Origin of the sequence: Streptomyces sp. OR43, assembly GCF_008042275.1 — a bacterium.
Lineage (GTDB): Bacteria > Actinomycetota > Actinomycetes > Streptomycetales > Streptomycetaceae > Streptomyces.
In genome coordinates, this window is record NZ_RDBK01000023.1 from 171,952 (window position 1) to 184,638 (window position 12,687).

Here is a 12,687-nt window from a genome sequence, read left to right on the forward strand (position 1 = left end):
TCTGCGGTAAAACGTCACCGCGTCATACAGCTGCTGGCACAATCCGAGCCATGACGACTGATCTCCCCGGCCCTCCCCAGGAATCCGTCCCGTCCCTGCTACGCCCCGGCGCCCGTGTGTTCGTCGCCGGCCACCGCGGTCTCGTGGGCTCGGCTCTGGTGCGGCGCCTGACCTCCGACGGCCATGAAGTGATCACTCGCGGGCGCGAGTTGCTCGACCTGCGCGACGCCGAGCGCACCGGGGCCTTCCTGCGCGACGCCCGCCCCGACGCCGTGGTGCTGGCCGCCGCCAAGGTCGGCGGAATCATGGCCAACAGCACGTATCCCGTGCAGTTCATCGAGGACAATCTGCGCATCCAGCTGAGCGTGATCGCGGGTGCGCACGCCGCCGGGACCGAGCGGCTGCTCTTCCTCGGCTCGTCCTGCATCTACCCCAAGCTCGCCCCGCAGCCCATACCCGAGTCCGCGCTGCTCACCGGCCCGCTGGAGCCGACCAACGAGGCCTACGCCCTCGCGAAGATCGCCGGAATCGTGCAGATCCAGTCCTACCGCCGTCAGTACGGTGCCGCGTACATCAGCGCCATGCCCACCAATCTCTACGGACCGGGGGACAACTTCGACCTGGAGACCTCGCACGTCCTGCCGGCTCTGATCCGCCGCTTCCACGAGGCGCGCCAGGGCGACGCCCCGGCCGTCACGCTCTGGGGCTCGGGCAGCCCCCGCCGGGAGTTCCTGCACGTCGACGACCTGGCCGCCGCCTGCGTCCTGCTGCTGGAGCGGTACGACGGTGACGCACCCGTCAACGTGGGCTCCGGCGAAGACCTGACGATCCGTGAACTCGCTTCCGTCGTCGCCGATGTGACGTCGTACGAGGGCAAGGTCGAGTGGGACACGGCCAAGCCGGACGGAACGCCGCGCAAGCTCCTGGACGTGTCCCGGCTGACCTCCCTCGGATTCGAGCCGCACGTTCCGCTGCGTGACGGAATCGCCCGGACCTATGCCTGGTGGCTGGACCAGCAGGGCGCACAGGTCTGACCCGCCTCCGGCACCGGGCGCCCGGGCCGGGTGGACGGCCGCGACCGTGCGACCCTCCACCCGGACGGCTCTCTGCTTCCCTCTCATGCGTGCCGCCCGCCCTCAGTAGGCCCCGCGGCCGTCGGTGACGGCGCGCAGCGTACGGGCCATGAGTCCCACGTCCGTGGCCACCGACCAGTTGTCGACGTACCACAGGTCGAGGGACACGGTTTCCTGCCAGGACAGGTCGGACCGCCCGCTGACCTGCCAGAGCCCGGTCAGCCCCGGCCTGACGGCGAGCCGCCTCAGCTCACGCTCGTCGTAGCGCGACACCTCGTCGGGCAACGGCGGTCGAGGGCCGACCAGGGACATGTCACCCCGTAGCACGTTGAAGAGCTGGGGCAGCTCGTCGAGGGACGAGCGGCGCAGCAGCCGGCCGATGCGGGTCACCCGGGGGTCCCGGCGCATCTTGAACATCGGGCCGTCGTTCTCGTTCGCCGTCACCAGCCGGGCCTTGTGCTGTTCGGCGTCCACCACCATCGTGCGGAACTTCCACATGGTGAACGGCTGGTTGTGCTGCCCCTGACGGATCTGCCGGTGGAAGACCGGCCCGGCCGAGGTGAACCGGACCGCGGCGGCGACCGTCACCAGCAGCGGGGCCAGCGCGATCAGGCCGAGCGCGGCGCCGGTGCGGTCCACCGCGGCCTTGAGCGCCTGCTGTGGACCCCGCCGCAGGGGCGGCACTATGTGGAGCAGGGTCAGCCCGGCGGCCGACGAGGGCCGGACGCGGCTCTCGGCGATCTCCGAGAGATGCGAGAGCACCGACAGGTCGAGCCCGCCGTCGTGCAGCCCCCACGACAGGTGCCGTAACCGCTCCTCGGTGAGCCGCGGCCCCGGCACCACCAGTGCCAGGTCCGCTTCGTGGGCGAAGGCCGCCCCCAGCACCGTCGACGCGTCGTCGTCGGCCGGCTGCGGCGCGAGCCGCCCCGGCACCGGCGCCTCGCAGGCCAGGGCCGTCGTCCCGACAGGCACCGCGGCCACCACGAGGTAGCCGTGGTCCGCCCGGGCGGCGAGCAGCCGCACCGCCCGGTCCACGCCCGCGGCCTCGCCCACCACCAGCACGCGGCGGACCGTCCCGCGCCGCCCGGACCACGGCAGCCGCCGCACCCCGGAGGCCGCCGCCGTCGCCAGCAGGCCCGGGACCAGGGCCACGACGGCCGTCGCCGGGTCGATGGTGCCGTCGACGGCGGTCCAGAGCACCGCCATCAGCCCGATGAGCAGCAGCCAGTCGCCGGTGGCGGTCAGCGCGCCCGGTGGCCGGCCCGTGTCACGTGCCGTGTACCGGCCGCGCACGGCCCGTACGCCGGACCACACCATGGCGGCGGCCGCCGCGCCGGCCAGGGCCCTGGGCTGTCCGTCGGTGCGCAGGACGAGCCAGGCGGGAATTCCCAGGCCGAAGAGATCGAAGCCGATGACGATCGGCAGGTACCGGCCGGGTCTGTTCTTCGGCCCAGGCCGGTCGGAGCGGTCGCGCTGTACGGTCGGGCCCTGCCGCAGGCGGTCGAAGTCCTGGCGGCGAGGCCGGTGCGATGCGGTCCGTGGACGAGGCGCCCCCGCCAGTCCCACGGGTCCTGATATATCGGATTCGGGTAGCTCGACATGCCCCATGAACCCCCCAGTCACAGTTGCATTGCCACAAACGGGGCGCATCCGCCGATCCTGTGGACTGACGGATGCGCCCTCGCTCGGTGCACGATATCCACACACGTGCCATTTCGCTGGAGTTCCCGTGAAGTTCAGACAGGCCGATCCCACCGGAACTCGTCCCGTTCCGTACTGGATCTCAGGTTCTGTGGGCGGCTGTTGGTATTTGGGACACACCGGAATCGGATGGTGTGCGGATATGTACGACCGCCCGCCAACGGCCTTCCGTGGCAGCAGGGTTGAGCCGGAAGCCCTGCTCGCGGCCGTGCCGCCCGCTGCCGTCTGGGAGAATGCGGTGCCGGGGGACAGCGCCCGGCACGAGTGAAAGAGGAACGCACGGTGACTCCCGCGGAGACGAACTGGGCCGGCAACATCACGTTCGGGGCGAGGCGGGTGTGCATCCCCCGTACCGAGGCCGAACTGCGGGAAACGGTCGCCGCCTCCACCGCGGCCCGTGCCCTGGGCACCCGGCACTCGTTCAACACGGTCGCCGACACCGCCGGGGACCTGGTGTCCGTGGCCGGGCTGCCACGGGTGGTCGACATCGACCGGGAGGCGGGGGCGGTCACGGTCGGCGCGGGGCTCCGGTTCGGGGAGTTCGCCGCCGAGCTGCACGAGAGCGGCTTCGCGCTGCACAACCTGGGCTCGCTGCCGCACATCTCGGTGGCCGGTGCCTGCGCGACCGGAACCCACGGTTCGGGTGTGGCGAACCGTTCCCTCGCGGGGGCCGTCCGGGCCCTCGACATGGTGACGGCGGACGGCGGGGCGGTCACCCTGCGGCGCGGTGACGACGACTTTCCGGGTGCGGTGGTGTCCCTGGGCGCCCTGGGCGTGGTGACCCGGCTGACCCTGGACCTGGTGGACGCCTTCGACGTACGGCAGTGGGTCTACGAGGACCTGCCCGAGTCCGTGCTGACCGGCCGGTTCGACGAGGTGATGTCGGCCGCGTACAGCGTCAGCGTCTTCACCGACTGGCGGCCGGGCCCCGTGGGCCAGGTGTGGCTCAAGCAGCGGGTGGGGGACGAGGGCGCGCAGCAGGCGCCGGCCGCATGGCTCGGCGCGCGGCTCGCCGACGGCCCCCGCCACCCGATCCCCGGAGTGCCGGCCGGGAACTGCACGCGTCAGCAGGGTGCCCCCGGGCCGTGGCACCGCCGGCTGCCGCACTTCCGGCTGGAGTTCACCCCCAGCAACGGCGACGAGCTCCAGTCCGAGTACTTCGTGGCCCGGGAGGACGCGGCGGCGGCGTACGAGGCGGTGGGCCGGCTCCGCGAACGGATCACCCCGCTGCTCCAGATCTCCGAGATCCGTACCGTGGCGGGCGACGACCTGTGGCTGAGTCCCGCGTCCGGCCGGGACTCGGTGGCCTTCCACTTCACCTGGGTCCCCGACGGCGCGGCCGTCGCGCCGGTGCTCGCGGAGATCGAGGAGGCGCTGGCGCCGTTCGGCGCCCGCCCGCACTGGGGCAAGGTCTTCGGCACCGACCCCGGCGTCCTGCGCACGCTGTACGGGCGGTACGAGGACTTCGAACGGCTGATGACCCGCTACGACCCCGAGGGCATGTTCCGCAACGACTTCCTGGACCGGCACTTCCGGCTGTGACCCGGCCCGCTCCCCGGGAGGATCACGGGTTCTGCGGGGCCTGCCACCTGTCCCCGGATGGATCACGGGTTCCGCGGGTCCTGCCCCGCCCCCGGGTGGATCACAGGCTCTGCGCGTCCTGTCCTGCCCCGGGTGGATCAGCGGCTCTCGCGTTCGTCCCTCGACCGGGACGGCCAGGCGGCCGCCGATCTGCCCGGGGCGAGCTGGTCCACCAGGTCGGCCAGCTCCTCGCAGGCACACTCGATCCGGTGCCGGACGGTCTGCTGTTCGGCGACGAGGGCTGCCAGCAGCAGCGCGGTCAGCGCGACGGCCCCGTTCAGAACCGTGAGGTTGACCATGACCTCGAGCATGGTGTGGTCCATGAACGGGCCCACCCTGTCCGTCCCCGCGACCACCGCCAGGACCGAGATCAGCAGAGCGCACGGGGCACTGCCCGCGAGCTGGAAGCGCAGCGCCGCCCAGACGAGGACCGGGAAGACCAGGTAAAGCATCGACAACGAGCTGCGGGTGGCCAGCAGTGTGCACGGCACCGCGACGAGCAGCAGAGCGGTTCCCTCCACCCACCGGTCGGTGAGCCGCGGCATCCGCAGGCGCCGCAGGACGAGCAGCAGCGGGGTGACCACGAGGACGCCCATGACGTCCCCGGCCCACCACGCCGCCCAGGCCGGCCAGAACCCGCTCGCCGGCAGTTTTCCGTCAGCCAGCAGTACCAGGGTCCCCGTGCTCGCGCTGATGGCCATGCCGGTCATCGCACCCAGGAACACCAGGACGACACCGTCGCGCAGCCTTGCCAGTTCAGGACGGAAACCCACACCGCGCAGCAGCAGGAAGGCACAGACGGGCGCGAGCGTGTTGCCCGCCACGACGACTGCGGTGGACGCCGACACCGAACCGCTGAGCGTGGCGATGACGAGCAGGGAGCCGAGCGCGATGCCGGGCCACACGCGCAACCCCATGACCAGCAGGGCACCCAGCGCGATGCCGGTCGGCGGCCACAGCGGCGTGACCACCGCCCCGTGGACCGTCACCTGCCGCAGCAGGCCCAGGTCCGCGGCCACGTAGTAGGCACCGGCGACGGCCAGGATGCGCAGTAAAGCCATGGCCCTGCGCCGGTTCTTCTCGCTGTGGATCACGGTTCTCATGAGACACCGGCCGCGACAGGAGGCCGCTGCGTGACACGCGCCGCTCCATCGGCCTCATCCGGGGGCAGCGGGAAACGCCGCGTGGCGCAGCACGAGTACGGCGGCGTCGTCCTCGTGCCCGGTACGTTCCGCCGTCCCCAGGATCGCGTCGGCCAGCTCGTCCGCATCGTCGGCCACCTGTGAGCGCACCAGGCGTACGACGGCGTCCAGTCCCTCGTCGATCGGGTACGACGGCCCTTCGATCACGCCGTCGGTGAGGAGCACGAAGGCCCCGTCCGCCGTGAGCCGCCGGGTGGTCACCGGATACTCCTCGCCGCTCTGGATTCCGAGCGGCAGGCCACCCTCGTCGTCCGTGACGCCCGACCGTCCGTCGGCCGTGGCCCACACCGCGCCCACATGTCCGGCGCGGGCACTCTGCAGTTCGCGGGTCCGTGGATCGAGCCGGACGAAGGTGCAGGTCGCCAGGAGGCCGGAGTCGACGGCCAGCAGGAGGTCATTGGTCCGGCCCACCACCTCGCCGGGATCGGCCGCCGTGGCCGCGAGCGCGCGCATCGCGATCCGGATCTGGCCCATGAAGGCCGCCGCCTCGACGTCGTGGCCCTGCACGTCCCCGATGGCGAAGGCCAGCGAACCGTCCGGCAGCCGGAACCCGTCGTACCAGTCACCGCCGATGTCCAGGCCGCTGCGTGCGGGGGTGTAGCGGGCGGCGGTCTGGAGCCCGGGCAGCGCGGGAAGGGCCGCAGGGAGCATTCCGCGCTGCAGTGCCTCGGCCAGCTCCACCCGCGCCTGATGCAGCTCCACCTCCCGGCGGGCCCGCGAGGTGAGGTCCTGGAGGGTGGTGAGCAGTTCGTCGGAACTGGCCGGGCGAGGAGGACGACGCCGGTTCATGGGCCGCTCCGCAGGGCAGGTGATGGCCGTCCGCACCACAGGGGTGCGGCGGGTCGGACCATGAGGTCGACGCCGCTGACCCGGAGGGCGAACGCCCGGCCCGGCTGCTGCGGGCGTGGTCCCTGCATCCTATTTCGGTCCGGGCGTCCTCGCAGGCCGAGCCGTGACGGGCGTGCGGGGCCGGTTGGGTGGATGCTGGAGACGGAGCCGCACGGCGGCGGGCGCCCGCCTGCCGGTGCGGGCCGGGAGGTGCACGATGAACCGCACGATGGAGTGGACGGTCCGTGTCGATCTGTCGGAGGACGACGGTACGACGAAGGCGGAGGCGGTGCTCGACACCGGTACGGCGAAACTCACCGGCCACGGGGTCGCCCGATGCAGCCCGCAGGATCCGGACGTGCCCACCATCGGTGACGAACTGGCGGCGAGCCGCGCGATGCGCGATGTCGCGGGTCAGCTGATGAGTGTGGCCGACCGTGAGCTGGGCCGGGCCGGCGCGGGACCGGGGGACAAGCCCGTGCCACCGCCGTACGCCTGGTCGGACGCGACGGCCTGAGACCTGCCCGGCCTTCGTTCCGGCAGGTCACCGCCGCGGGCCCGCCCGCCCCGGTGTCCGGGACGGGCGGACCCGGCACGTCACCGGTGATCAGTCGACATAGGTGATGTCGGAGGTGGCGTACAGGCAGTTCGTACTGTCCGGGCCGGTGCCCGTCTTGCTGGGCTCCCCGCTCGTCACACCCTTGTACTTGGTGCAGACGTCGATGTCGCGGTCCCCGTCCCCGTAGATCTTCACGCCGGAGAGGCGGGCCGTGTCACCGTAGTTGGGGTTGATCCCCACGAGACCGTCGCCGGGGGCGGTGATCCAGACGTTCTGCACCTGGACATGGCGGCCGTACTGGGTCGAGCAGTTGCCACAGGAGCGATAGAGCTTGCCGAAGTCGCTGACCTGGAAGTTCTTGATGACCAGGGTGCCACCGCCGTTGTGCTGGAACACCTTGTCGTCCGCCCGCTTCGCGCCGCCGCCGTCGATCGTGCGCACCAGTGAGGAGGACCCGCCGAGGAACGTGGCGGCGTCCTCACCCACGTCCTCCCACCACACGTTCTTCAGCGTGCAGGCGCCCAGGCAGTGCACACCGTCCGCGGCGGGGGAGCCGAGGATGACGTTTTGCAGCGTGGCGCCGTCGGCCAGCTCGATCAGGGCCGGCTGGTCCTCGTCCTGGCCGTCACTGCCCAGCTCGCCGCTGCCGTAGAAGCGCTTCAGGCCGCCGTCGTAGGTGCCGGAGACCTTCATCGTCGCGGTCACGGCCTGGCTGCTGGTGGCCGTCGGCCAGGCGGGCGGGGAGCCGGGGTCGGTCGGCGGGTCGGTCGGCGGATCCGTGGGCGGGTCGGTGGGCGTCGACCCGGCCGCGGTGAACGTCCAGCGCTTGCTGGTCACCGAGTCGCAGGAGTTCTGCTGGACGAGAGCGCCGGCCGCGGTCGATCCGTCCTTGACGTTCAGGCACTTGCCGCCGTTGGCGTTGACCACCTGGTACGTGCTGCCGCTGACCTGGGCCAGCGTCCAGACCTGGCCGGCCCCCCCGGTGCAGCTCTGCTGCTCCACGGCCTTGCCCGCGCTCGTCGAGGCCCCGCGGACACCGGCGCACCTGGCGCTGTGCGCGGCGGTCAGCGTGTAGCCGCTGCCGGAGCTCTTGAGCTGCCACGTCTGGTTGGCGGCACCACTGCAGGACCGCTGGGCGAGCTGGACGCCGTCGGAGGTTGCCGCGCCGGGAACCTCCAGACACAGTCCGCTCGCGGCGTTCGACAGGCTGTACGAGCCGGCTGCGGGGGCCGCCGTCGCGGAGCCGGTGGCGAACAGCGCCGTGAGCCCCGCGAGAACGAGTGACGCTATGGCGACGAACGACGCGGCTGCCCGGCCGCCCCTGCGTCTGGCATGCTGATTTCTGGTACGCACTGGGTATTCCTTTCACCGCCTGCGGTGTCCTCCGCAGGCACCAATGAGTGGTTTGGTGCGGTGGTAGGCAATCCCTCGACCATCGGAACCACGACTCATGCTGTTCCGTATGGTGAACCGAGTTCTTGTATGAGAACAGCGGTGACGGTACGTCAACGGCATGGACCGGTCAAGAAGTGGGAGTGTCATGATGTGGCACCCCCCTGGGCGAGCCGTAGCGTGACGAGGGAGCGGCCGCGGCGGAGACCGGTCGCCACGGACGAGAAACCCCTGGGTGACGCCATGTGCTGGAGTGCGACCGCCGACCTCGTCGCGGGCACGGCGATTGCGGCGATCGGTGCCGCCTGCGTACTCCGCACCCGCCGGGTCAGGGACCTTCCGCTGGCGGCGCTGCCGCTGCTCCTCGGGGCCCATCAGATCATCGAGTCCGTGGTCTGGCGCGCGGACGGCGGTGCGGGGCCGGCCACCGTCGCCTGGGCGGTCATCGCCCTGCCGGTCCTCGCGCTCTGGGTGCCGCTGGGCGTGCTGTGCGCGGCTCCACCACCGGCCCCGCGCCGGCTCGCGGTACCCGTGGCGGTGGGTGCGGCGACCTCGGCGGCGCTCGCGTACAGCCTGGCGACCCGGCCGGTGACGGCGCAGATCCGTGGCCACACGCTCGGATACGTCCTCGACCTGCCGCGTCCGGAACTCCTCGTGGCGGGCTACCTCCTGGCCACCGTCGGATCGCTGCTCCTGTCCGGCGACCGGGTGCTGGTGTGGCTCGGCGTGCTGGTCGCGGGCGGGGCCGCGGTCTGCGCCGCGCTGTGGCGGCTGGAGTTCATCTCGACCTGGTGCGCCTTCGCCGCGATCTGCTCGGTGGTCCTGCTCGGCTGGTCCGGAAGGCGCCCGGCCGGGACCACGGGCCGCCCTGCCCGGACGGCCGGGGAGTGACGGACGGGCCGGGTGTGGCCGGATCTTCGGACGGTGTTCGAGGGAATCCCCGTGCTGCTTTCCCGGGGTAATGGAACGGACGTTCAGATCCGGCCGTGACGTCACTGTTACGGATCCCGGGACCGGAGTGGCCGGGTGCGGACCCGGTGCCGCGGGGTGCGGTTCGGGCGCCGGCTTCCGTCAACCCGGCGCCGTGGGGGTGGGTGCAGCGGCCAGCGATTGACAGGTACCCGGAGGTTTCGTTGGATGTCGCGTACAACCGCGTGTGACGGAAATGTCCGCGTCTCGTAACACGGCCCGGGATGGTCACCCGGCTCCGGGCAACCCGGTCAAAGTATGCCTTCCCGGCACTACACCGGGGCCGAAAAATGCCCGGACCGCAAGGCCCGGGCCTGCACTTGAGGGGTCTTCATGTCCCGTTCCGCACGACGGATCACCGCTGCTGTTCTCGCGTCCGGCGCGCTGGTGGCCGCCGCCGCCCTCCCGGCGGTCGCAGACGACCACGACCACGGCCACGGCCGCGGTCACGCCCCGCGCTCGGCCGTCGTTCTGGGCAAGATCCAGTACAACAGCCCCGGTCGCGACAACGGTTCGAACCGCAGCCTGAACGGCGAGTGGGTCACCGTCACCAACACGAGCCGCCACTCGGTCAACCTGCGTGGCTGGACGCTCCGTGACGAGAGCCGCCGCACCTACCGGTTCGACCTGCGTCTGCCCGGCCGCTCCTCGGTGCGTGTGCACACCGGCGTCGGCCGCGACTCCCGCACCGACGTCTACCAGGACCTCCGCCGCTACGTCTGGGACAGCAGCGACACGGCGACCCTGCGCGACGCGCACGGCCACAAGGTCGACTCCAAGTCCTGGGGTCACCGCCACGGCGGCCGCCACTGACCCGTCGGCGGCCGCCCACCGAACCCGGGGCGGCCGCCGGCGTCCTGACCGCGGCGCACCACGGCCCGACCTCCGTGGTGCGCCGCACCCCTGTCCGTCACGAGGCGCCGGCGGCCTCCACCCGCTCCTCGTTGAGCGCTGCCACGGCCCCGCGCACATCGCCGATCGTCGTGTAGTCGACGGCGACGAAGTTCACCGGACTGCCCCGCTCCCGCTCGCACCGGTGGGCCCGGTCCAGCACCCAGTCACGGGCGTTGACCTTCCCCGCGTCCAGCCGGCTGCCGCCCGCGGCCGTGATGAAGTGGTTCAGCAGGAACAGCCGCTTGCCTGTGCCGCCGCGGTGCGGGACGCAGGTCATGTCGGCGGGGGAACGGAACGCGAACGGCGTCTCCATCCCGTACCGGTAGAAGTTGCGGTACCAGGGCGCCGGCCTGCTCGGCCTGTGCGGCCGAGAGCGGCAGCGGCCCATGCCCTCATGCCCGTCTCCCCGGGCGATGCTGCGAGCCGGAGCCTTCGCCGCCCCGCTCACCGTGAATGCCGGCCCGTCAGGAAACGTCGTCGGCCGGGATCTCCTGCTCGGTCCACAGGGCCTTCCCGTCGACGCTGTACCGGGTGCCCCAGTGCGTGGCGAGCTGGGAGACGATGAACAGGCCGCGGCCGCCCTCGTCGACGGTGCGGGCGTGACGCAGATGCGGGGCCACCGGGCTCGTGTCGTGGACCTCGCAGGTGAGCGTGAGGTCCAGCAGGAGCCGCAGATGCAGCGGTGGGGTTCCGTAGCGGACCGCGTTGGTGATCAGCTCGCTCACGATCAGCTCGGTCGCCTCGATCGTCTCCTCGCCGAGGTTCCAGCCTTCGAGCCGGTCGCGGACCAGGGTCCGGGCCATGGCGGGCGTGGTCCGGTCGTGCGCCAGCTCCCAGGTGGCGACCCGGTCGGGCGGGACGACTCCCGTTCTGGCGAGCAGGAGCGCGGCACCGTCCGGGTGCGTCTCGGCGGGGATGTTGTACACGACGGCGTCGCACAGTTCCCGCAGAGGACGGTCCGGATAGGCGAGCGCGTCCTGCACCCTGGTCACGGACTGGTCGTCGGGCAGCAGGGAACCGGTGAAGAACGCCAGCACACTGCCCTCGGTGAGTTCGGCCGTCGCCGTGGCGAACGGGGCGCTGTCGTCCGAGAACAGAGAGGGGCCCTCGGGCACGTCGAGAGCGACCGGGCGGCCGTCCGGATCGACGACGACCGGCGCCGGATGCCCCGCCCGCGCCACGGTGCAGGTCCGGGAGAAGGGGTCGTAGACGGCGTACATGCAGGTCGCCGTCAGTGGCTGACGGTGCAGCGAGTCACCCGGCGGGAGCGACCGGCGCTCCCGGGCGAGGCGGTCGGCCGTGTCGTTGAGGCGGGCCAGTACCTCGTCGGGGTCCAGGTCGAGGCCGGCCAGGGCATGCAGCGCGGTGCGCAGTTGCCCCATGGTGATGGCGGTCTGGAGTCCGTGCCCGGCGACGTTCCCGATGATCAGGGCGGTCCGGGCGCCGGACAGCCCGATGGTGTCGAACCAGCAGCCGCTGTTGCGCCCCGGAAGCAGCACATGCGCGGTCTCGACGGCGATCCGGGTGCCGTTGTACTGGGGCAGCAGCCGGCGCTGGACGGTCGAGGCGATCACATGGTCGCGCGCGTAGCGCCGCGAGGTCTCGATGCTCAGCGCCGTATGGGCGGCCGCCGTCAGGGCGAAGGTGAGGTCCCTCTCGTCGAACGGCTCGGAGCCGGGGCAGCGGTACATGCTCACGAGGCCGAGGAAGGCCCCGTGCAGTTTCAGCGGAGCCACGATCAGGGAGTGGGCGCCGATCGCCCTGACCATGTGCCCGGCGACCGGATCCGAGTCCAGCCACGGAGTGTCCGGGCCGAGCTGGACGAGCCGGGGCCGCAGATCGTTGGCGGCGAGCGCGTACGGCGTTCCCGCGGGCAACCGCCGCGTCACGCCCACCGGGGTGTCCCCGTCGGTCCCCAGCTGGGCCGCGCGGCGCAGCGGGACGTCGGATCCCGGCGGGCTGAGCGGTGCGCGCGAACCGCGCAGTACGTCGTCCACCRCCTCGACGACGGCGAAGTCCGCGAACCGGGGTACGAGTGCTCGCACGAACCCTTCGCAGATCGCCTCCATGTCGAGGGAGTGGCCCACATTCCTGCGGACCGAGGCAAGAGCGTCCACCCGGTCGCGCGACTTCTCCTGTTCGGTGACGTCGACGACGGCCGCCAGCAGCCCGAGCGGCCGGCCGGAAGGGTCGTCGAGGYGGTGGACCGTGACCGTCAGACTACGGTCGGGCCCGGGCGCCCCCCTGAGCTGTCCGCGGATCACATGGTTCAGGACCGGCACGCCGCTCTCCAGCACACCGCGCAGCAGTTCCTCCGACCCCTCCGGGTCGTCGACCCGGTAGGCCTCGGTGAAGTGCAGTCCCACGATGTGCTCGGGCGCGACCGCGTCGGACAGGGAGTTGACCCGTACCACGCGCAACTCCGTGTCCAGCACGTGCAGTCCCACCGCGGACTGGCTGAACAAGGTGTCCAGGAGGGCGTCCGTCA

The 12,687-nt window shown here is 71.9% G+C and carries 10 protein-coding genes and 1 pseudogene; 5 read left to right on the forward strand and 6 right to left on the reverse strand.

The features are described from left to right. The first annotated feature begins 50 nt into the window (after window positions 1-50). Window positions 51-1,034 (forward strand): GDP-L-fucose synthase family protein, encoded by a 984-nt coding sequence (locus tag EAO72_RS12570; RefSeq protein ID WP_148017376.1) that lies wholly within the window; start codon window positions 51-53, stop codon window positions 1,032-1,034. A 102-nt stretch (window positions 1,035-1,136) separates the two neighbouring features. On the opposite strand, the gene EAO72_RS12575 is transcribed toward EAO72_RS12570, so the two are convergent. Continuing rightward, window positions 1,137-2,639: a sugar transferase gene (locus EAO72_RS12575; RefSeq protein ID WP_148017377.1), complete on the reverse strand. Its 1,503-nt coding sequence runs from the start codon at window positions 2,637-2,639 to the stop codon at window positions 1,137-1,139. A 417-nt stretch (window positions 2,640-3,056) separates the two neighbouring features. Here EAO72_RS12575 and EAO72_RS12580 point away from each other — a divergent pair, with 417 nt between their 5' ends. Next, the gene (locus EAO72_RS12580; RefSeq protein WP_148017378.1) at window positions 3,057-4,316 is read left to right on the forward strand and encodes an FAD-binding protein; all 1,260 of its coding nucleotides are present in this window, start codon (window positions 3,057-3,059) and stop codon (window positions 4,314-4,316) included. 137 nt (window positions 4,317-4,453) lie between these two features. Here EAO72_RS12580 and EAO72_RS12585 read toward each other — a convergent pair whose 3' ends face one another. Further along, on the reverse strand, window positions 4,454-5,449 hold the full coding sequence (locus EAO72_RS12585; protein WP_148017391.1) for an MASE1 domain-containing protein: 996 nt from the start codon (window positions 5,447-5,449) through the stop codon (window positions 4,454-4,456). Between the two features lie 63 nt (window positions 5,450-5,512). Next, the gene (locus tag EAO72_RS12590) at window positions 5,513-6,346 is read right to left on the reverse strand and encodes a PP2C family protein-serine/threonine phosphatase (protein ID WP_148017379.1); all 834 of its coding nucleotides are present in this window, start codon (window positions 6,344-6,346) and stop codon (window positions 5,513-5,515) included. Window positions 6,347-6,602: 256 nt separating this feature from the next. Here EAO72_RS12590 and EAO72_RS12595 point away from each other — a divergent pair, with 256 nt between their 5' ends. Beyond that, window positions 6,603-6,902, forward strand: coding sequence for a DUF1876 domain-containing protein (locus EAO72_RS12595; RefSeq protein ID WP_148017380.1), 300 nt, complete (start codon window positions 6,603-6,605; stop codon window positions 6,900-6,902). Window positions 6,903-6,992: 90 nt separating this feature from the next. Here the strand turns inward: EAO72_RS12595 and EAO72_RS43805 are convergent, their stop codons facing one another. Continuing rightward, window positions 6,993-8,297, reverse strand: coding sequence for a pectate lyase (locus EAO72_RS43805; protein ID WP_315986303.1), 1,305 nt, complete (start codon window positions 8,295-8,297; stop codon window positions 6,993-6,995). A gap of 282 nt (window positions 8,298-8,579) precedes the next feature. Here EAO72_RS43805 and EAO72_RS12605 point away from each other — a divergent pair, with 282 nt between their 5' ends. After that, window positions 8,580-9,227 (forward strand): DUF6629 family protein, encoded by a 648-nt coding sequence (locus tag EAO72_RS12605; RefSeq protein ID WP_148017381.1) that lies wholly within the window; start codon window positions 8,580-8,582, stop codon window positions 9,225-9,227. Between the two features lie 411 nt (window positions 9,228-9,638). Further along, window positions 9,639-10,118, forward strand: coding sequence for a lamin tail domain-containing protein (locus tag EAO72_RS12610; protein WP_148017382.1), 480 nt, complete (start codon window positions 9,639-9,641; stop codon window positions 10,116-10,118). A 97-nt stretch (window positions 10,119-10,215) separates the two neighbouring features. Here the strand turns inward: EAO72_RS12610 and EAO72_RS12615 are convergent. Together EAO72_RS12615 and EAO72_RS12620 are read right to left on the reverse strand one after the other, a co-directional pair. Further along, window positions 10,216-10,548 (reverse strand): annotated as a pseudogene (locus EAO72_RS12615) (PI-PLC domain-containing protein); the annotation flags it as partial. Between the two features lie 115 nt (window positions 10,549-10,663). Then, a complete protein-coding gene (locus tag EAO72_RS12620) occupies window positions 10,664-12,673 on the reverse strand; it encodes a SpoIIE family protein phosphatase (RefSeq protein ID WP_261991448.1) in 2,010 nt (669 codons plus the stop codon). Window positions 12,674-12,687 lie beyond the last annotated feature (14 nt).

Excerpts from the sequence above, each read along its gene's own strand:
- EAO72_RS12610 (WP_148017382.1), top strand. The coding sequence starts at position 9,639 with ATGTCCCGTTCCGCACGACGGATCACCGCTGCTGTTCTCGCGTCCGGC.
- EAO72_RS12570 (WP_148017376.1), top strand. The coding sequence starts at position 51 with ATGACGACTGATCTCCCCGGCCCTCCCCAGGAATCCGTCCCGTCCCTG.
- EAO72_RS12605 (WP_148017381.1), top strand. The coding sequence starts at position 8,580 with ATGTGCTGGAGTGCGACCGCCGACCTCGTCGCGGGCACGGCGATTGCG.
- EAO72_RS12595 (WP_148017380.1), top strand. The coding sequence starts at position 6,603 with ATGAACCGCACGATGGAGTGGACGGTCCGTGTCGATCTGTCGGAGGAC.
- EAO72_RS12590 (WP_148017379.1), bottom strand. The coding sequence starts at position 6,346 with ATGAACCGGCGTCGTCCTCCTCGCCCGGCCAGTTCCGACGAACTGCTC.